18 protein-coding genes are annotated in these 17,707 nt (G+C 37.5%); 6 read left to right on the plus strand and 12 right to left on the minus strand.

Annotation, left to right across the window (positions count from 1 at the left end; translation table 11 throughout):
* Positions 1–257: 257 nt before the first annotated feature.
* Positions 258–1,121 carry a fructosamine kinase family protein gene (locus tag DPV85_RS09220; RefSeq protein ID WP_111327799.1) on the plus strand — a complete coding sequence of 288 codons (864 nt, stop codon included), beginning with the start codon at positions 258–260 and terminating at the stop codon, positions 1,119–1,121.
* Between the two features lie 63 nt (positions 1,122–1,184).
* Here DPV85_RS09220 and DPV85_RS09225 read toward each other — a convergent pair whose 3' ends face one another.
* Together DPV85_RS09225 and sohB are read right to left on the minus strand one after the other, a co-directional pair.
* A complete protein-coding gene (locus tag DPV85_RS09225; RefSeq protein WP_111327800.1) occupies positions 1,185–2,042 on the minus strand; it encodes an OmpA family protein in 858 nt (285 codons plus the stop codon).
* Positions 2,043–2,256: 214 nt separating this feature from the next.
* The gene (gene sohB, locus DPV85_RS09230; RefSeq protein WP_111327801.1) at positions 2,257–3,312 is read right to left on the minus strand and encodes a protease SohB; all 1,056 of its coding nucleotides are present in this window, start codon (positions 3,310–3,312) and stop codon (positions 2,257–2,259) included.
* Positions 3,313–3,452: 140 nt separating this feature from the next.
* Between sohB and asnS the strand changes: the two genes are divergently transcribed.
* Both asnS and can read left to right on the plus strand, forming a co-directional pair.
* On the plus strand, positions 3,453–4,856 hold the full coding sequence (gene asnS, locus DPV85_RS09235; protein ID WP_005696185.1) for an asparagine--tRNA ligase: 1,404 nt from the start codon (positions 3,453–3,455) through the stop codon (positions 4,854–4,856).
* A gap of 128 nt (positions 4,857–4,984) precedes the next feature.
* The gene (can, locus tag DPV85_RS09240) at positions 4,985–5,677 is read left to right on the plus strand and encodes a carbonate dehydratase (protein WP_049366615.1); all 693 of its coding nucleotides are present in this window, start codon (positions 4,985–4,987) and stop codon (positions 5,675–5,677) included.
* Positions 5,678–5,731: 54 nt separating this feature from the next.
* On the opposite strand, the gene bioD is transcribed toward can, so the two are convergent.
* The 7 genes from bioD to folP form a co-directional block, all read right to left on the minus strand.
* Positions 5,732–6,466, minus strand: coding sequence for a dethiobiotin synthase (gene bioD, locus DPV85_RS09245; protein ID WP_049373403.1), 735 nt, complete (start codon positions 6,464–6,466; stop codon positions 5,732–5,734).
* Positions 6,467–6,568: 102 nt separating this feature from the next.
* A complete protein-coding gene (locus DPV85_RS09250; protein ID WP_049366617.1) occupies positions 6,569–6,835 on the minus strand; it encodes a YcgL domain-containing protein in 267 nt (88 codons plus the stop codon).
* Between the two features lie 69 nt (positions 6,836–6,904).
* A complete protein-coding gene (locus DPV85_RS09255; protein WP_049366618.1) occupies positions 6,905–7,450 on the minus strand; it encodes a histone in 546 nt (181 codons plus the stop codon).
* A gap of 300 nt (positions 7,451–7,750) precedes the next feature.
* The gene (locus DPV85_RS10010; RefSeq protein WP_243584688.1) at positions 7,751–9,049 is read right to left on the minus strand and encodes a hypothetical protein; all 1,299 of its coding nucleotides are present in this window, start codon (positions 9,047–9,049) and stop codon (positions 7,751–7,753) included.
* A gap of 180 nt (positions 9,050–9,229) precedes the next feature.
* Positions 9,230–9,703 carry a phosphohistidine phosphatase SixA gene (gene sixA / locus DPV85_RS09265; RefSeq protein ID WP_049365546.1) on the minus strand — a complete coding sequence of 158 codons (474 nt, stop codon included), beginning with the start codon at positions 9,701–9,703 and terminating at the stop codon, positions 9,230–9,232.
* Positions 9,704–9,773: 70 nt separating this feature from the next.
* Positions 9,774–11,108, minus strand: a complete 1,335-nt coding sequence (glmM, locus tag DPV85_RS09270; protein WP_049365547.1) for a phosphoglucosamine mutase — start codon at positions 11,106–11,108, stop codon at positions 9,774–9,776.
* Between the two features lie 76 nt (positions 11,109–11,184).
* Positions 11,185–12,012 carry a dihydropteroate synthase gene (gene folP, locus DPV85_RS09275; protein WP_111327802.1) on the minus strand — a complete coding sequence of 276 codons (828 nt, stop codon included), beginning with the start codon at positions 12,010–12,012 and terminating at the stop codon, positions 11,185–11,187.
* Positions 12,013–12,173: 161 nt separating this feature from the next.
* On the opposite strand from folP, the gene DPV85_RS09280 reads away from it, so the two are divergent.
* On the plus strand, positions 12,174–12,395 hold the full coding sequence (locus tag DPV85_RS09280; RefSeq protein ID WP_049365549.1) for an EexN family lipoprotein: 222 nt from the start codon (positions 12,174–12,176) through the stop codon (positions 12,393–12,395).
* A 34-nt stretch (positions 12,396–12,429) separates the two neighbouring features.
* On the opposite strand, the gene ftsH is transcribed toward DPV85_RS09280, so the two are convergent.
* Together ftsH and rlmE are read right to left on the minus strand one after the other, a co-directional pair.
* Positions 12,430–14,328 (minus strand): ATP-dependent zinc metalloprotease FtsH, encoded by a 1,899-nt coding sequence (ftsH, locus tag DPV85_RS09285; RefSeq protein WP_049365550.1) that lies wholly within the window; start codon positions 14,326–14,328, stop codon positions 12,430–12,432.
* Between the two features lie 96 nt (positions 14,329–14,424).
* A complete protein-coding gene (gene rlmE, locus DPV85_RS09290) occupies positions 14,425–15,057 on the minus strand; it encodes a 23S rRNA (uridine(2552)-2'-O)-methyltransferase RlmE (protein WP_005697532.1) in 633 nt (210 codons plus the stop codon).
* Between the two features lie 166 nt (positions 15,058–15,223).
* Between rlmE and yhbY the strand changes: the two genes are divergently transcribed.
* On the plus strand, positions 15,224–15,523 hold the full coding sequence (yhbY, locus tag DPV85_RS09295; protein ID WP_005696198.1) for a ribosome assembly RNA-binding protein YhbY: 300 nt from the start codon (positions 15,224–15,226) through the stop codon (positions 15,521–15,523).
* A gap of 32 nt (positions 15,524–15,555) precedes the next feature.
* On the opposite strand, the gene greA is transcribed toward yhbY, so the two are convergent.
* Complete coding sequence (gene greA, locus DPV85_RS09300) at positions 15,556–16,032, minus strand: transcription elongation factor GreA (RefSeq protein WP_005697514.1); 477 nt, start codon at positions 16,030–16,032, stop codon at positions 15,556–15,558.
* A gap of 152 nt (positions 16,033–16,184) precedes the next feature.
* Here greA and dacB point away from each other — a divergent pair, with 152 nt between their 5' ends.
* Complete coding sequence (gene dacB / locus DPV85_RS09305) at positions 16,185–17,624, plus strand: serine-type D-Ala-D-Ala carboxypeptidase (RefSeq protein WP_111327803.1); 1,440 nt, start codon at positions 16,185–16,187, stop codon at positions 17,622–17,624.
* The last annotated feature ends 83 nt before the right edge of the window (positions 17,625–17,707 follow it).

Consider the following 17,707-nt stretch of genomic DNA (forward strand, 5'->3'; position numbering starts at 1 on the left):
GATGATTTAAAGGGCGTTTTTATTTCTCAAAATTCGTGGATTTTAACCGCTAAAGATGAGAAACTTGAATTGTTTTAAATTTCTCACATTTAGCGGTTACGTTTCTCAAAATTCGCGAACGGCAACACGTTTATTAGTGAATTGATGTTTCAGATGAAAAATGACAAAAATTTTTGCTATTTTTTGAGATATATCACAGTAATTTTTAACATTTTGGATAGAATGAAGGAGAATCGAGCATGTCTAGGAGGCGTATTATGTGGAAATCAATTTCTCAAGTCTTAGCTGATCAATTTGGTGCTTACTATAACATCAAAGAAAAAAACAAAGTTCCTGGTGGCGAAGTGAATGAAACTTGGCTTATTACGGATGGAATCCAACCTGTCTTTGTTAAAGTGAATGAACGGTCTTATCGTTCAATGTTTCGTGCTGAGGCTGATCAATTAAACCTACTAGACAAAACCAATACAATCAGACTCCCACAAGTGTATGGCGTAGGCTGTTCTCAAAATCATAGTTTCTTATTGTTAGAAGCGCTTACTATTACTCAACAAACTGATGCCACAGCACATTTTGGCGAAGAATTAGCAAAACTTCATCAAGTATCCGGTACTAAAAACTATGGTTTAGATTTTGATACTTGGCTTGGTCCTGAGTATCAACCTAACAAATGGAATGGGAGCTGGGCGAAATTCTTTGCAGAACAACGCATTGGATGGCAATTACAGCTTTGCAAAGATAAAGGATTGGATTTTGGCGATCTTGATTTAATAACTGAAAAAGTAAAACAAAAGCTTGCGAAACATAATCCAAAACCCTCTTTGTTACATGGTAACTTATGGGTTGAAAATACTGCTATTGCAGGTAATCAAACCTTTACTTATGACCCTGCTTGCTACTGGGGGGATAGAGAATGTGATTTAGCATTCAGTGAACTATTCCAACCTTTCTCGCCTGAATTCTATGAAATTTATGACCGCACTTTCCCGCTTGATAAAGAAGGTTTTGAAGAAAGAAAACACCTTTACCAGCTCTATTATTTACTCAATTTCAGCCATCGTTTTAATGGAAGTTATATCAACTTAACCACTAAATTGATTGAAGAACTTTTACTTGAATAATTTCTTAACATAAAATAAAAAAGAGCGTAATTTTTATTACGCTCTTTTGTCTTCTCTATCTAATTATTTTTGATAAAGAGGTGCTGGACCTTGAGTTCCACCGTTAGTTTGACCACCTTCTTGTAATTTTAATACAGAACCAGAAGCAGTGATTTCTACACGACGGTTTGGACGTAAACAGTCTTTCTCAGCTTTACTTGCGTGTTTGTAACCATTACAAGCTTTAACTTGTGGCACTTTACCGTAACCAACAGCTGTAATTTCAGATGTTACGCCATCTTGAATTAAACGAGCTTTAACACGGTTTGCACGACGTTGAGAAAGATCTAAGTTGTAAGCATCAGAACCTAAACGGTCAGTGTAACCTGCAACTTTAACTTCTTTAGCACCAGTTTCTTTTAATTGTGCTGCAACGTTATCAACAACTTCTTTACCACGTGGAGTTAAAGTATCTTTATCGAAGTCGAACAAGAAGTCACCACTTAAAGTAAATGCTGAGTTTCCGTTACAACCGTTTGGATACCAGAAGAAGCTTTGAGCATTGTGGTTTTTGTCAAATAATATTTTGTATTGACAAATTTTGTGAACACCATTCTCACGATAGTTGAACGCATAATCCCACTCTTCAACGCCGTATAAACCTTCAGAGAAGTGTGGACGACCGATTAGGTTATATAATTGGTCTTTGTTCATACCACGTTCGATCATACGAACGTTGTCCCAGTTTGGCCATGAACCGAACTGGCTACCATCATGGTTGAAGCCTGCTTTATCAATTTTAGGCCATACAAGTTGTGGTACTTGTTGACCATCAACTTCTTTATATTCTGGTGTACCAGCTTCTGTAACTTTGCTCAAGTTACCACAAGCAGCAACTGTTGCTACTGCAACTGCAGATAATAAAATACGAGATAATTTCATTTCTTTACCTTTTTACTGTTAAGGTGCAATCCTTGCAAGAAGAACCAACACAACTAAACTTTATAAATTTTACAAATAAAACTATAAAAAGTTTCATTGCGTATGGTAGTCATAATTCTTTAACTTGTAAATAAAAAAACATTAAAAAATGATTTTTTATGGAACTTTTTTGTAAAGTTGTGTAAAGAGTTGTCAAATAAGTAAAAATTTTTTCTTATTGAATAAAATCTTGACCATTTTTTGTTAAATTTCGGTGGATAATTCCCTCAATACTCTCCTCTGCTTGTTTACCTATTTTTTGTAAAAGTGGCTTTTTCACTTTGTATTTCACTGAGATAACAGACTTATCTTTCATTTTTTCAAGAATAATATCATCACTGGTTGCTAACTCATCGACTAGCTGAAGCTCTAGAGCTTGCTGACCAAACCAATGCTCACCAGTTGCGACTTTATCCACATCTAAGTGTGGTCGATTTTGGGCCACAAATTGTTTAAATAATTGATGAGTTTCTTCAAGTTCAGCTTGGAATTTTTGTTTTCCTTTTTCGGTATTCTCACCTAACACTGTGACTGTACGTTTAAACTCCCCGGCTGTCATCACATCAACATCGACATCATGTTTTTTTAATAAACGATGAATATTAGGGATTTGTGCAACCACACCAATAGAACCGATAATCGCAAAAGGCGCAGAAACAATTTTATCTGCCACACAAGCCATCATGTATCCACCACTTGCAGCGACCTTATCTACTGCAACCGTTAATTTAATCCCTTTTTGTTTTAAGCGAGCTAACTGCGATGCAGCTAAGCCATAACCATGAACAACACCACCTGGGCTTTCTAGACGTAGTAAGACTTCATCATCAGCTTTTGCCACATTAATAATCGCAGAAATTTCCTCACGAAGTGCGGTCGTTTCTGATGCCGAAATATCACCTTTAAAATCGAGTACATAAACACAAGGTTTAGGCGTTTCTTTCTCACCATTTTTTAATTTCGCTTTTAATGCCTTTGCTTCTTGCTTTTTCGCTTTTTTCTCCGCTTTTTCTGCTTGTTTAAGTTCTTCTTCTGAAAGTTGAAAATCGCTTAAATGCTTTACTGTTTCCTTAAATTCTTCTGAAAGATCTGTCACGACCAACTCACCATGATGTGTTGCATTACGCTGTTTTGCCGAAATAATCATTGCGACAATAGCGGCAATCACAAGTAAAATCGTTAAAATCTCCAAAATAAAAATGCCATAACCGGTCAAAATATCAGACCACATAGTTTTCTCCTAAAATAAAGTGAAGGCATTATTTTACTGTGCAAGCCTGATTTACACTAACTTTTTATGGAAAATTTTGCGATTTAAGGTAAACTAACGCAGTTTTATTGCCTAATTTATAATGAATTACAGAGGTTTATATGTCTAAAGTTGCATCCATTGTTGATGTGTTACAAGGTAAAATCGCTATTGGCGAAAAAGTTACTGTACGCGGATGGGTTCGTACCCGTCGTGATTCCAAAGCTGGTCTTTCTTTCCTCGCTGTTTATGACGGCTCTTGCTTTGATCCTATTCAAGTCATCGTCAATAACGATATTGAAAATTATGAAAGTGAAGTATTACGCTTAACAACGGGCTGTTCTGTTATCGTAACCGGTACCATTGTTGAGTCACCTGCTGAAGGTCAAGCTGTTGAACTTCAAGCTGAAAAAGTAGAAGTGACAGGGTTCGTAGAGGATCCTGACACTTATCCAATGGCAGCAAAACGTCATTCAATTGAATACTTACGTGAAGTAGCTCACTTACGTCCTCGTACTAATATTATCGGTGCCGTGGCGCGTGTTCGTCACTGCTTAGCACAAGCTATTCATCGTTTCTTCCATGAACAAGGTTTCTATTGGGTTGCTACTCCATTAATTACGGCATCTGATACTGAAGGTGCGGGCGAAATGTTCCGTGTTTCAACACTTGATTTAGAAAATCTTCCTCGTGGTGAAGATGGTAAAGTCGATTTCAGCCAAGACTTCTTCGGGAAAGAATCATTTTTAACGGTTTCTGGCCAATTAAACGGTGAGACTTACGCGTGTGCATTAAGCAAAATCTATACTTTCGGTCCAACATTTCGTGCTGAAAATTCAAATACAACTCGTCACCTTGCAGAATTCTGGATGGTTGAACCTGAAGTTGCATTTGCAACACTTGCTGATAATGCGAAATTAGCAGAAGACATGTTGAAATACGTTTTCCGCGCCGTGCTTGCTGAACGTAAAGATGACTTGAAATTCTTTGAAAAACATGTAGATAAAGATGTTATTACTCGTTTAGAAAACTTTGTAAACTCTGATTTTGCTCAAATCGACTATACCGATGCGATCGACGTGTTATTAAAATCAGGTAAGAAATTCGAATTCCCTGTTTCTTGGGGGATCGATTTATCTTCTGAACATGAACGTTTCTTAGCAGAAGAATATTTCAAATCACCTGTTGTCGTGAAAAACTATCCGAAAGATATCAAAGCCTTCTATATGCGTTTAAATGACGATGGCAAAACTGTAGCTGCAATGGATGTTCTCGCGCCTGGAATTGGTGAAATCATCGGTGGTTCACAACGTGAAGAACGTTTAGACGTATTAGATAAACGTATGGAAGAAATGGGCCTAAATCCTGAAGATTACTGGTGGTATCGTGATCTTCGTAAATATGGTACTGTACCACATTCAGGTTTTGGTCTTGGTTTTGAACGCTTAATTGTTTATGTAACTGGCGTACAAAATATTCGCGATGTGATTCCATTCCCTCGTGCACCAAGAAATGCAAATTTCTAAAAATATTGTTTAAATTGACCGCACTTTCTTTAAAGTGCGGTCATCATTTTAGGCGATAAATTTATCCCCTATTTTATTTATTGTGTTTGAATCAATCTTTCAAATACATCATATTAAGGAAAGTAGAAATGGACAAAATTAAACAACTCTTTGCAAACAACTATAGCTGGGCGCAAAGAATGAAAGAAGAAAATTCCACTTATTTTAAAGAACTTGCCGATCACCAAACACCTCATTATCTTTGGATTGGCTGCTCTGATAGCCGTGTTCCTGCTGAAAAACTCACAAATCTTGAACCGGGCGAATTATTTGTTCATCGTAATGTTGCTAACCAAGTTATTCATACGGATTTTAACTGCCTTTCAGTTGTACAATATGCCGTTGATGTACTCAAAATTGAACATATTATTATTTGCGGTCATACAAATTGTGGTGGTATTAAAGCAGCGATGCAAGATCACGATCTAGGGTTAATCAATAACTGGTTGCTCCATATTCGTGATATTTGGTTTAAACACGGGCATCTATTAGGCAATCTTTCAGCAGAAAAACGTTCAGATATGCTCACTAAATTAAATGTTGCAGAGCAAGTTTATAACCTAGGACGCACATCTATCGTAAAAAGCGCTTGGGAACGTGGACAAAAACTCTCCCTACATGGCTGGGTATATGATGTAAATGATGGATTCTTAGTAGATCAAGGTGTTATTGCAACCAGTCGGGAAACTCTTGAAATCTCTTACCGTAATGCAATTGCTCGCCTATCTAGCCTCGCGGAAGAAGATATCCTGAAAAAAGAACTTCCAGAAAACGAAGAATAAAAAAAGTGCGGTTAAATCTAATGAAATTTAACCGCACTTTTTATTTCAAACTTACTATTTAACTAGCTCTGTTTGCATATACATCAAACGATCAATATTCGTTAAATAATGTCCTAACTCTTGGGATTCTGGCTTATGAATATAAGGGATTTTACCTAGCAAAGGCGCATCAATCTGAGCCTCTAAAATATCTACCACCTCTTTATAATGCCCTAAACAAGGGTTAATTCGATTTGCAATCCAGCCTAATAAAGGAACGCCAAGCTGTTTAATCACTTGAGCTGTCAGCAATGCATGGTTAATACAGCCTTCTTTGATACCAACAACCAACACAACAGGCATTTTATGCTCAACAACCCAATCAGCAAAACTCTTACCTTCTGCCATTGGTGTGAGTAACCCAAATGAACCTTCCACGACAACAGATTGATATTTTTGAACTAATATCGTTAAGGCTTGATTAATCTTACTTAATTTAATGCGTGATTTATCTCGAGTCAGCATCGGCAAGGAATGAGCAAAAGTATAGCTATTTACTTCTTGATAAGATACTGGCTCATTCGTTGCATCCATTAAAGCTAACACGTCTGAATTATTTTCAGCATCATAATCTGTTTGGGATTCATTAGACTGATTTTCGACAGGATAAATCCCCTCTTCACAGCTACAAGCAATCGGCTTATAACCCACAATTCGCACGCCCTTTGCTTGTAATGCCTGAATAATGGCACGGCAGGCGGTGGTCTTACCCACGTCAGTATCTGTACCTGCCACAAAGAAACTACTCATTTTTATTCTCCTTTTAAAAGTACGGTCAATTCTAAAGGAGTTTTTTGAGGAAAATATTGAGATAAAGCAAGATTTGGATATTTTTAGGAAAAAATAAAAGGCTTATTTGATCTCACTCAAACTATTAAACAAGCCATCATCTTGTTTTGGCATTTGAAGATAAAATCCTTGCTGAGTAATTTTCTCCATAACCTCATCTTTATCTGCATGAACAAGCGGTTTACTCCCCCTCAAATTGAAAGGCATAAGAAATTGAGGCTTACCAAAACTCTGCATTAATATATCCGGTACAGCTGAAAAATCATCTCGTTTTGAAATATAAAGATAGCAGCCTGGTTTACGTTTACTTTTATAAATTGCACATAACATTTCATATTGCTCCAAAAAGAAAAAACCTACCAGATAATCTCTGATAGGTTTTATTTTACGAAAGTTTAATTATTTAGTCACAGCTTCTTTTACTTCAGCTGCTTTATTTGCTGCTGCATCTTTTGCTTCAGCCGCTTTATCAGCTGCCGCATCTTTTGTTTCTGAAGCTGAGTTTTTTACTGCTTCCATTTTAGAAGACATCGCATCTTTTGCTTCAGCCATTTTATTTGCTGCAGCATCTTTCATTTCAACTGCTTTATCTGCTGCTGCATCTTTTGCTTCAGAAGCTGCATTTTTTACTTCTTCCATTTTAGAAGACACTGCATCTTTTGCCTCAGCCATTTTATTTGCAGCAGCATCTTTCATTTCAGAAGCTTTATCAGCTACTGCTTCTTTTGTTTCAGCCATTTTATTTGCAGCTGAATCTTTTGCGTCAATTGCCGCATTTTTAACATCAGTTGCAACTTCTTTTGCTGCATCTTTAATTTGTGTTGCTGCATTTGCTGTTGCATCTTTTGCTGCTTCAACTTTTTGAGCTGTTTCTTGTTTATCGAAACAACCAGTTACGGCTAAAGATGCACCTAATACTAATACGGCTAATACTGATTTTTTCATTGTCATTCTCCATTTTATAATTAAGAATTAATCCAAAGCTATCTGCTTTGTGTGATCTAGTTTACGTAAAAAAAACTTAAAATAAAACATCTTCCAAAAAAATTTACATTTCTAAAGATATAGTTTTTTATAATACCTCTCTAAAACAACTATAACCCAATGAAATTAAAAGATTTGTAAAAAAGTTCATTATAAAAATTTTATTTTTTGTAAAGATAAAAAATCACTTTTTTGTGTTTTTTTTGAACAATCCCACTCAGTTAATTTGAATAATCCTTAACTATTGCTTTTACTTTTCAGTTACTTTTTTACGGCTGCAGATTGATCTTTTGTTTCAGAATCTACATTTTTTACTTCCTCTGCTTTAGAGCACACAGCATCTTTTGCTTCAGTCATTTTATTTTCCGCAACATGTTTAACATAGTTAGCTGCTGCAACCACAGCATCTTTAACTTGTACTGCCGCGCTTACTGTGGCATCTTTTGCAGCTTCAACTTTAGAAGACATTACATCTTTTGCCTCTGAAAGCGAATCTTTTACTTCAGCAACTTTATCTTCGACAGCTTCTTTTGCTTTTACAGCTTTATCTTCAGCCGCATCTTTCACTTCAGCAGCTTTATCTTCAGCTTCATCTTTTAACTCAGCCGCTTTATCAGCAGCTTCATCTTTTACTTCAAAAACTGCATTTTTTACTTCAGCAACTTTATCTACAACTGCATCTTTGAATTTAACTACTTTGTCTACAACTGTATCTTTTGCTTCTGAAGCCGCTTCTTTTGCTTCTACAGTTTTATCTTCAGCTGCATCTTTTAGCTCAGATGCTTTATCTGCAGCTTCATCTTTTGCTTCTGAAACTGCTTTTTTTACTTCTTTTGCTTTATCTTCAGCCGCATCTTTCACTTCAGCAGCTTTATCTTCAGCTTCATCTTTTAACTCAGCCGCTTTATCAGCAGCTTCATCTTTTACTTCAAAAACTGCATTTTTTACTTCAGCAACTTTATCTACAACTGCATCTTTGAATTTAACTACTTTGTCTACAACTGTATCTTTTGCTTCTGAAGCCGCTTCTTTTGCTTCTACAGTTTTATCTTCAGCTGCATCTTTTAGCTCAGATGCTTTATCTGCAGCTTCATCTTTTGCTTCTGAAACTGCTTTTTTTACTTCTTTTGCTTTATCTTCAGCCGCATCTTTCACTTCAGCAACTTTGTCTTCAGCTGCATCTTTTAGCTCTGCTGCTTTATCTGCCGCTTCATCTGTAGCTTCTGAAACTGTTTTTTTCACTTCTGATGCTTTATCTTCGACGGCTCTTTTTACTTCAGAAAATTTGTCATCGATTGCTTTTTTCATTTCAGCAGCTTTATCATCGATTGCTTCTTTTGCTTCAGAAACTGCTTTTCTTACTTCAGATACTTTATCTTCAGTTACATCTTTCACTTCAGTAGCTTTGTCTTCAACCACTTCTTTTGCCTCAGACGCTTTATGTGTCACAGCATCTTTAATATAGTTAGCCGCTGCAAATAATGCATCTTTAACTTGTGTTGCAGCATTCACTGTCGTATCTTTTACTTCAGTTGCTTTATCTTCGATTTTATTGTTCATAGCTACTCTCCTTGTGTCATTATGATGGCTTAATTTAAGCTATTCATTTATAGCTCATTTTCAGTCTATCAAAAAAATTTTAAAAAAACACCTAAAAATACACATTTTTAGGTGTTGCTTATTTTTGACTGCTTTTAAAAAGTAAATCATATAAACTTTGTTTTTCGTATTTTAGCCATTCTATTTTGGATAATGGAAAGCTTCAATGGTGCCTTTTTCACCATTCCACTCAATTTGAACAATCGTTGAAGGGTAAAAACTAATTGGATTTCGCTTACCGTAAAGCTCTGAAACAATACTGCCTACTAAAGGTAAATGAGAAACGAGTAAAACACTTTCAGTACCTTCTTCTTGCAAAACAGATAGATAATCAGCTACCAATGTAGCATTACCATAAGGTGTAATCCCACTCCAAATTTCAATATCATTAAGCGTGTTACCTAAGGCTGAATTTACAAGCTCAAACGTTTCTTGTGCTCTTACATAAGGACTGACAATCACTTTCTGAACTGAAAGTGCGGTTGAATTTAGATGGTTTTTAAGCCATTGACCTTGTAATATTGATTGTTTGCGTCCATAGTCGGTTAAATGCCGAGCCTCGTCTGATGAAGAGACAACTTCAGCTTCTCCATGACGCATAATAAAAATTTTCATGTCTTTGCTTTCCTAAAAATAATAAAAGATAAATTTTATGGATCAAAAATGGGGGCAAGCCCCCACTTTATTAATTCGCTTTCACTGCTTCTGCAATTTCTTCTGCACATTGTTTTGCAAGTACACCGTCTTCACATTCGACCATGACGCGAATAAGAGGCTCAGTACCAGACTTACGCAGTAAAATTCGACCTTTGCCTTCTAAACGTTTTTCCACATCTGCAGCTACCGCTTTTACCGCTTCACTTTCTAATGGATTATCACCACCAGCAAAACGAACATTAATGAGTACTTGAGGGAATAATTTCACCGCACTTGCAAGCTCGTTTAAAGATAAACGATGTTGAACCATTGCACTTAATACAGCTAGTGATGCAATAATACCATCACCTGTCGTATTTTTATCAGCAATAATGATATGGCCTGAGTTTTCTCCGCCTAGCGTCCAGCTATGTTCTACCATTTTTTCTAACACATAACGGTCGCCAACGTTAGCTCGCACAAAAGGTACACCTAACATTTTTAACGCAATCTCTAAGCTCATATTACTCATTAATGTGCCCACTACGCCACCTTTTAGCTGACCTGAACGTAAAGCTTCACGAGCAATAATGAAAAGGATTTGGTCACCATCTACTTTATTACCTAAGTGATCCACCATCATAATACGGTCACCATCACCATCATAAGCGAGACCAACATCCGCTTTTGTTTCAAGCACTTTTTCCTGTAACGCTTTTACGTCGGTTGCACCGCATTTTTCATTGATATTGATTCCATTTGGATCTGTACCAATTTCAATCACTTCCGCACCCAACTCACGTAATACATTTGGTGCAATGTGATAGGTTGCACCATTTGCACAATCCACCACAATTTTATAACCATCTAAACCTAAATGAGCAGGGAAAGTGCTTTTACAAAATTCAATATAACGTCCTGCGGCATCACTGATACGGCTTGCTTTACCTAAATCAGCAGACTCCACACAATCCATTGGCTGATCAAGCATGGCTTCAATCGCTTCTTCAATATCATCTGGTAATTTTGTGCCTTGTGAAGAGAAGAATTTAATCCCGTTATCATAATAAGGGTTATGTGATGCCGAAATGACAATACCCGCTTCTAAACGGAAAGTGCGGGTTAAATACGCCACGGCAGGTGTTGGCATTGGACCGGTAAATGCGGCAGTTAAACCCGCTGCAGCCAAACCTGCTTCAAGTGCAGATTCCAACATATAACCTGAAATACGAGTATCTTTTCCGATTAATACTGTGCGAGAACCTTGTGAAGCTAAAACCTTACCTGCTGCCCAACCTAATTTCAATGCGAAATCAGGTGTGATTGGATATGTCCCTACCTTTCCACGTACACCATCAGTGCCAAAATATTTACGATTTGCCATGTTTATTCCTTATTAAATTTGAATAATGATGTTGCAGAAATCATTCATTCTACAACATATAAAATCTGTTAGTCGCCTACGCTTGTTGCGTTGCTTGCCATACTTTCAAAGCATCTGCCATTGCAGCCACATCATGTACGCGTAAAATTGTCGCTCCATTTTGTGCAGCAATTAGTGCGCCAGCTACACTTCCCACAACTCGTTCAGTTACGGGTTTATCTAATACGGCACCAATCATCGATTTACGTGAAAGGCCTGCTAAAATGGGATAACCACTTTCACAAAAGTGTGCTAATTGCTGTAAAAGTTTATAGTTATGCTGCACGGTCTTACCAAAACCAAACCCCATATCCCAAATAATATTTTCTTTGGCAATTCCCGCCTCTAGACAAGCTTGAGTCCGAGTTTCTAAAAACTGATAAACATCTTGAACCACATCATCATAATGTGGATTAGTCTGCATTGTACGTGGTTGTCCTTGCATGTGCATGATACAAGTTGGTAAATTCAACTGTCCTGCTATTTCGAGTGCACCAGGTTCACGTAGAGCACGAATATCATTGATTAAATCCATACCTACCTTAGCCGCTTCTTGCATCACAATTGCTTTAGAGGTATCCACTGAAATCCAACAATCAAAACGTTTTTGCACGGCTTCAACAAGAGGTATCACTCGTTGCAACTCTTCAGTTTCAGGCACTTCTTCTGCCATTGATCGAGTTGATTCCCCGCCAATATCAATAATTGTTGCCCCTTCTTTGAGCATTTTTTCAACTTGAAATAATGCCTTGTCTAGACTAAAAAACTGTCCGCTATCTGAAAATGAATCGGGCGTGAAATTCAAAATTCCCATAATTTGAGGGAATGATAAATCTAGACATTTGTTATTAGCATAAAGTTTCATAAAGTGCGGTCAATTTTTGATACAAATTAGTAGGGTGATTATAACGAAATATCGACAAAAAAAGAATCAAAAATCCAGAGAATCATTTGCTCATTGCTTTAAGTTTTATTCTTTGATAAATTTAAAAAGCATTGATAAATATATACTTATAATGAGGAAGAATGAAAAATTTAACATTACTATTCATTGCAGGATTTGCTTTAACCGCAACAGCTCATGCTAATAATGAAAAAACTTATACAGTAAAAGAATTTGAAGCAGACCTTAAGTTGCAAAAGGTTTATATAGAGAAATGTAAAAATGGTGAGCTTCATCCTGAAGACTTAAATTGTCTTAATGCTAGAACAGCAAGACGCCATAATAAAAATCTAAATTTAGACTAAAATTAAAGCCTTCCATTTCAGGAAGGCTTTATTTTTATGCTTCAGGATCTTCTGAATGATTAACCGCACTTTCAGTTTTCTCTTCCTGCGGTTTTGCTGCTGGTTTCGTGTCTTTGTTATCTTCCCAACCAGATGGCGGTGTAACAGGTTCACGATTCATCAATTGCTTGATTTGTTCTTCTTCAATGGTTTCATATTTCACTAACGCATCTTTCATGGCGTGAAGAATATCCATATTGTCGATCAAAATCTGTCTTGCTCTCGCATAGTTACGATTTACAATCGCACGAACTTCTTCATCAATTGCATGTGCTGTTTCGTCAGACATATGTTTTGCTTTCGCCATTGAGCGCCCTAAGAATACTTCGCCTTCATCTTCAGTATAAAGAATCGGACCGAGTTTATCTGAGAAGCCCCATTGGGTCACCATATTACGTGCAATATTGGTTGCCACTTTAATATCGTTGGATGCACCGGTAGAAATATTTTCTTCACCGTAAATCAAATCTTCAGCTAAGCGTCCTGCATATAGTGTGGAAAGTTTACTTTCTAATTGTTTTTGGCTGATACTAATTTGATCGCCTTCAGGTAAGAAGAAAGTTACACCTAATGCACGGCCACGAGGAATAATCGTCACTTTATGAACAGGATCATGTTCAGGTACTAAGTAACCCACAATGGCGTGACCTGCTTCATGGTACGCAGTCGATTCTTTTTGTTTATCCGTCATGATCATGGTACGGCGTTCAGGCCCCATATTGATCTTATCTTTTGCTTTTTCAAACTCAAGCATCGATACAGTACGTTTATTGCTACGCGCAGCAAATAATGCCGCTTCATTCACCAAGTTCGCTAAATCTGCACCTGAATAACCAGGTGTACCACGAGCCAGTGTCATTGCATCTACATCATCAGCGACAGGTACTTTACGCATGTGAACTTTTAAAATTTGCTCACGACCTTTCACATCCGGTAAACCTACAACAACTTGACGGTCAAAACGGCCTGGACGAGTTAATGCTGGATCAAGTACATCTGGACGGTTAGTTGCAGCAATAACGATTACGCCTTCGTTACCACCGAAACCATCCATTTCAACTAACATTTGGTTAAGGGTTTGTTCACGCTCATCATGTCCACCACCTAAACCGGCACCACGTTGGCGACCTACCGCATCAATTTCATCGATAAAGATTAAGCATGGTGCATTTTTCTTCGCTTGCTCGAACATATCACGTACACGAGAAGCACCAACACCCACAAACATCTCTACAAAGTCAGAACCTGAAATGGTAAAGAAAGGCACTTTTGCTTCACCCGCAATAGCTTTTGCTAATAAGGTTTTACCTGTACCTGGAGGACCTACCATTAAAATCCCTTTTGGAATTTTACCACCAAGGTTTTGGAATTTTTTTGGTTCACGCAAGAAATCAACTACTTCACCGACTTCTTCTTTTGCTTCATCGCAACCTGCAACATCAGCAAAAGTCACTTTGATTTGATCTTGGTTCAGCATTTTCGCGCGGCTTTTACCAAAACTCATGGCCTTGCCACCGCCACCTTGCATTTGACGCATGAAGAAAATCCATACCCCTACAAGGAATAACATTGGGAACCACGAAATTAAAATTTGTGATAATAAACTGCGTTTTTCAAAAGGCGTACCTTCGATTTTAACTTTTTTATTTAGTAAGTCATCTAAGAGCTTTTTATCTTCCAACGGTGGCATGACGGTCATATATTTAGAACCATCATTTTTGGTCACAGTGATTTCATTCGCATCAAAACGCGCTTCTTTCACTTGACTATTACTCACATCATACACAAAGGTTGTGTAATCTGTTGAGTCACTCACGCCATTGGAATTAAAACTTTGGTAAGCTGTCATCATGACAATTGCTACCACAACCCATAGAACTAGATTTTTGACCATATCGTTCAAGGTTTAACCTGCCTTTCTTAAGTTAATTAAAATTAAACGAGATACTATCTCATCCCCGACACAATGAAAAGCTATCAAAGCAATTATCTATTCGCCTTTATAACCGCTTGCTACAATATAAACTTCGCGAGAACGCCCACGAGAGGCTTCAGGCTTACGCACTTTTACTACACTAAAGAGTGAACGAATTTCGCGCAGATACTCGTCAAAACCTTCTCCTTGGAATACTTTGACCACAAAACTGCCTTTTTTCGCCAAAACTTGCTTACACATATCTAAAGCTAGTTCAACTAAATACATTGCACGAGGAATATCAACAGATGGCATGCCGCTAAAATTTGGCGCCATATCAGACATCACTACATCAACTTTTGCTTCACCAACTCGTTCTAATAATGCATTCAGCACATTTTCGTCACGAAAATCGCCTTGCAAGAAATCCACGCCGACAATTGGGTTCATATCCAAAATATCACAAGCAATCACTCGACCTTTACCACCAATTTGGCTCACAACATACTGTGACCAACCACCTGGTGCGGCACCGAGATCCACCACTGTCATTCCCGGTTTAAACAATTTATCCGTTTGTTGAATTTCATCTAACTTAAAGTAAGCACGTGAGCGTAATTTTTGTTTATGTGCTTTCTGAACAAACGGATCTTTAAAATGTTCGTTTAGCCAACGAGAAGAACTCGCCGAACGTTTTTTCTTTCCCATAATCTCTTTCTTTTGTACTATTTTTTGTAGTAGTTTCGTCTATATTTGGGTACAATCTGCCAAATTCAAGGCTAGACTTACCAAAAAGTGCTGAAAAACCACGTTTTTTCTGACCGCTCTTTTCGGTCTTTTTTTGACTCATATTCATCTATTTAAAGGATTCCTTATGACAATATTATCAACAAAACAAAAACAATTTTTAAAAGGACTCGCTCATCACCTTAGTCCTGTCGTCATGCTTGGCGGTAACGGCTTAACCGAAGGTGTATTAGCCGAAATCGATAATGCGTTAAATCATCACGAATTAATCAAAGTAAAAATTGCTGGCGCAGATCGCGAAACCAAACAATTAATCATTGATGCGATTGTTCGTGAAACCAAATCATCTAACGTTCAAACCATCGGACATATTTTGGTGCTTTATCGACCAAGCGAGGAAGGTAAAATCCAGCTGCCTCGTAAATAATTGTTATCCCCTCAATTTGAGGGGATGTTTTTTTAGATGTAATTTACTTCAATAATCTCGAACTCAACCGTTCCACCTGGGGTGGTAATATTTACGGTATCATCCAACTCTTTCCCTACCAAGCCGCGAGCAATCGGTGAATTCACAGAAATCAAACCTGATTTAATATCTGCCTCATCATCACCCACAATTTGATAAGTCACTTCTTCATCAGTATCGGTATTCACTAATACAACTGTCGCACCAAAAATAACTTTTCCGTTATTTGGTAATTTAGTGACATCGATAACCTGACAATTTGCAAGTTTGCTTTCAATTTCTTGAATGCGACCTTCGCAAAAACCTTGTTGTTCACGCGCAGCGTGATATTCTGCATTTTCTTTTAAGTCACCATGCTCACGTGCTTCAGCAATCGCCTTGATAATTTCAGGGCGACGCTCATTCTTTAAGAAATCTAATTCTTGACGTAATAGCTCCGCACCGCGCACGGTCATTGGAATTTGTTTCATTCTTTTTCCTTGAAATTTGGTAAAAACAAAACCACGACAACGTCTTGCAACCTTGCCGCAGTCAATGAAAAATAAAAAATGATTTACTCTATTGAGTTCGGAGCTTATTATTATTCGTCTTGAGAAAAATAGCAACCATAACAGAACTAAAAATGACTAAAAAATCTTCTATTTCAACCGCACTTAAAGCGGCACTTATCACACTCGGCTTTTCTTTTTCCTCTATGGCTGAAGTTAATGTGGCTTCTATCACCCAATACTTACCGGAAGGTGCTTCTGCCAGTATCATTGCCAAAAACCTCAATAAAGATCAAATTATCGCGGATTACAATGGTTCAACGTTTATGTTGCCTGCCAGTACACAAAAAGTGTTCACAGCCGTTGCTGCTAAATTAGTATTAGGTGATACCTTTCAATTTGAAACCTCACTTTTAAGTAACGGAAAAATTCAGAATAATGTTTTAGAAGGCGATCTTGTTGTGCAATTTACTGGCGATCCCGATCTAACTAGCGGACAACTTTATAGCCTATTAGCTAATTTAAAAAACCAAGGCATTCAGAAAATCAATGGTGATCTTATTTTAGATACCTCTGTATTTGCTAGCCATGATCGTGGGTTAGGTTGGATTTGGAACGATCTTACAATGTGCTTTAACTCCCCTCCTGCAGCAGCAAATATCGATAATAACTGCTTCTATGCCGAGCTGGATGCAAATCAACCTGTAGGTGAAACAGTCAAAATTAACGTTCCCGCTCAATTCCCTATTCAAGTTTTTGGGCAAGTTTATATTGTGGATCAGCAAGAAGCCGGTTATTGCCAGTTAGACGTCGTTGTTCACGACAATAATCGCTATCAAGTAAAAGGCTGTATTGCACGCCAAACTAAACCATTTGGGCTTAGCTTCGCCGTGCAAGATCCTGATGCCTACGCTGCTGCCATTATTCAACGTCAATTAAAACGTCTTGGTATTGAATTTACCGGTCAGGTAAAACAACCACAAAAGCCACAACAAGGACAAAAACTCGCCCAGCATTTATCTAAACCATTGCCTGAGCTATTGAAAAAAATGATGAAAAAATCGGATAACCAAATTGCCGATGCCTTATTTAGAGCAGTAGCCTACAACTACTATAAGCGCCCTGCTTCATTCCAATTAGGCACATTAGCAGTGAAATCCGTATTGCAAAAACAAGGCATTAAATTTGGTAACAGCATCTTAGCTGATGGTTCGGGTCTTTCTCGTCATAATTTAGTTGCACCTAAAACCATGCTTTCTGTCCTAGAATACATTGCCAAAAACGAAGATAAATTGCACTTAATGGAAACCTTTCCAATTGCAGGTGTGGATGGCACAATCAGTGGGCGTGGTAGCTTAATTAATCCACCACTGGTAAAAAACGTCATCGCTAAAACTGGCTCATTGAAAGGTGTCTATAACCTTGCCGGTTTTATGACTAATGCTCGAGGTGAAAAAGTGGCTTTCGTTCAATTTATCAATGGCTATTCAACCGGTGATTTAGAAAGTAAGACAAAACGAGCACCACTTGTGCAATTTGAAAGTACGCTTTATAACGATCTTTATAAAGACTAAAACGCATAAAAAAATGACCGCACTTTGAATACATCAAGTGCGGTCATTTTTCTTTATATTTAACCAAAAAGAAAAAGCACTAA

The sequence above is a fragment of the Haemophilus parainfluenzae genome, from assembly GCF_003252725.1.
GTDB lineage: Bacteria > Pseudomonadota > Gammaproteobacteria > Enterobacterales > Pasteurellaceae > Haemophilus_D > Haemophilus_D parainfluenzae_L.

Excerpts from the sequence above, each read along its gene's own strand:
- glmM (WP_049365547.1), bottom strand. The coding sequence starts at position 11,108 with ATGGCAAATCGTAAATATTTTGGCACTGATGGTGTACGTGGAAAGGTA.
- can (WP_049366615.1), top strand. The coding sequence starts at position 4,985 with ATGGACAAAATTAAACAACTCTTTGCAAACAACTATAGCTGGGCGCAA.
- bioD (WP_049373403.1), bottom strand. The coding sequence starts at position 6,466 with ATGAGTAGTTTCTTTGTGGCAGGTACAGATACTGACGTGGGTAAGACC.
- dacB (WP_111327803.1), top strand. The coding sequence starts at position 16,185 with ATGACTAAAAAATCTTCTATTTCAACCGCACTTAAAGCGGCACTTATC.
- DPV85_RS09250 (WP_049366617.1), bottom strand. The coding sequence starts at position 6,835 with ATGTTATGTGCAATTTATAAAAGTAAACGTAAACCAGGCTGCTATCTT.
- DPV85_RS09255 (WP_049366618.1), bottom strand. The coding sequence starts at position 7,450 with ATGAAAAAATCAGTATTAGCCGTATTAGTATTAGGTGCATCTTTAGCC.
- DPV85_RS09225 (WP_111327800.1), bottom strand. The coding sequence starts at position 2,042 with ATGAAATTATCTCGTATTTTATTATCTGCAGTTGCAGTAGCAACAGTT.
- folP (WP_111327802.1), bottom strand. The coding sequence starts at position 12,012 with ATGAAACTTTATGCTAATAACAAATGTCTAGATTTATCATTCCCTCAA.
- greA (WP_005697514.1), bottom strand. The coding sequence starts at position 16,032 with ATGAAACAAATTCCAATGACCGTGCGCGGTGCGGAGCTATTACGTCAA.
- DPV85_RS10010 (WP_243584688.1), bottom strand. The coding sequence starts at position 9,049 with ATGAACAATAAAATCGAAGATAAAGCAACTGAAGTAAAAGATACGACA.
- rlmE (WP_005697532.1), bottom strand. The coding sequence starts at position 15,057 with ATGGGAAAGAAAAAACGTTCGGCGAGTTCTTCTCGTTGGCTAAACGAA.
- asnS (WP_005696185.1), top strand. The coding sequence starts at position 3,453 with ATGTCTAAAGTTGCATCCATTGTTGATGTGTTACAAGGTAAAATCGCT.
- ftsH (WP_049365550.1), bottom strand. The coding sequence starts at position 14,328 with ATGGTCAAAAATCTAGTTCTATGGGTTGTGGTAGCAATTGTCATGATG.
- sohB (WP_111327801.1), bottom strand. The coding sequence starts at position 3,312 with ATGTGGTCTGATATTTTGACCGGTTATGGCATTTTTATTTTGGAGATT.
- sixA (WP_049365546.1), bottom strand. The coding sequence starts at position 9,703 with ATGAAAATTTTTATTATGCGTCATGGAGAAGCTGAAGTTGTCTCTTCA.
- DPV85_RS09220 (WP_111327799.1), top strand. The coding sequence starts at position 258 with ATGTGGAAATCAATTTCTCAAGTCTTAGCTGATCAATTTGGTGCTTAC.
- DPV85_RS09280 (WP_049365549.1), top strand. The coding sequence starts at position 12,174 with ATGAAAAATTTAACATTACTATTCATTGCAGGATTTGCTTTAACCGCA.
- yhbY (WP_005696198.1), top strand. The coding sequence starts at position 15,224 with ATGACAATATTATCAACAAAACAAAAACAATTTTTAAAAGGACTCGCT.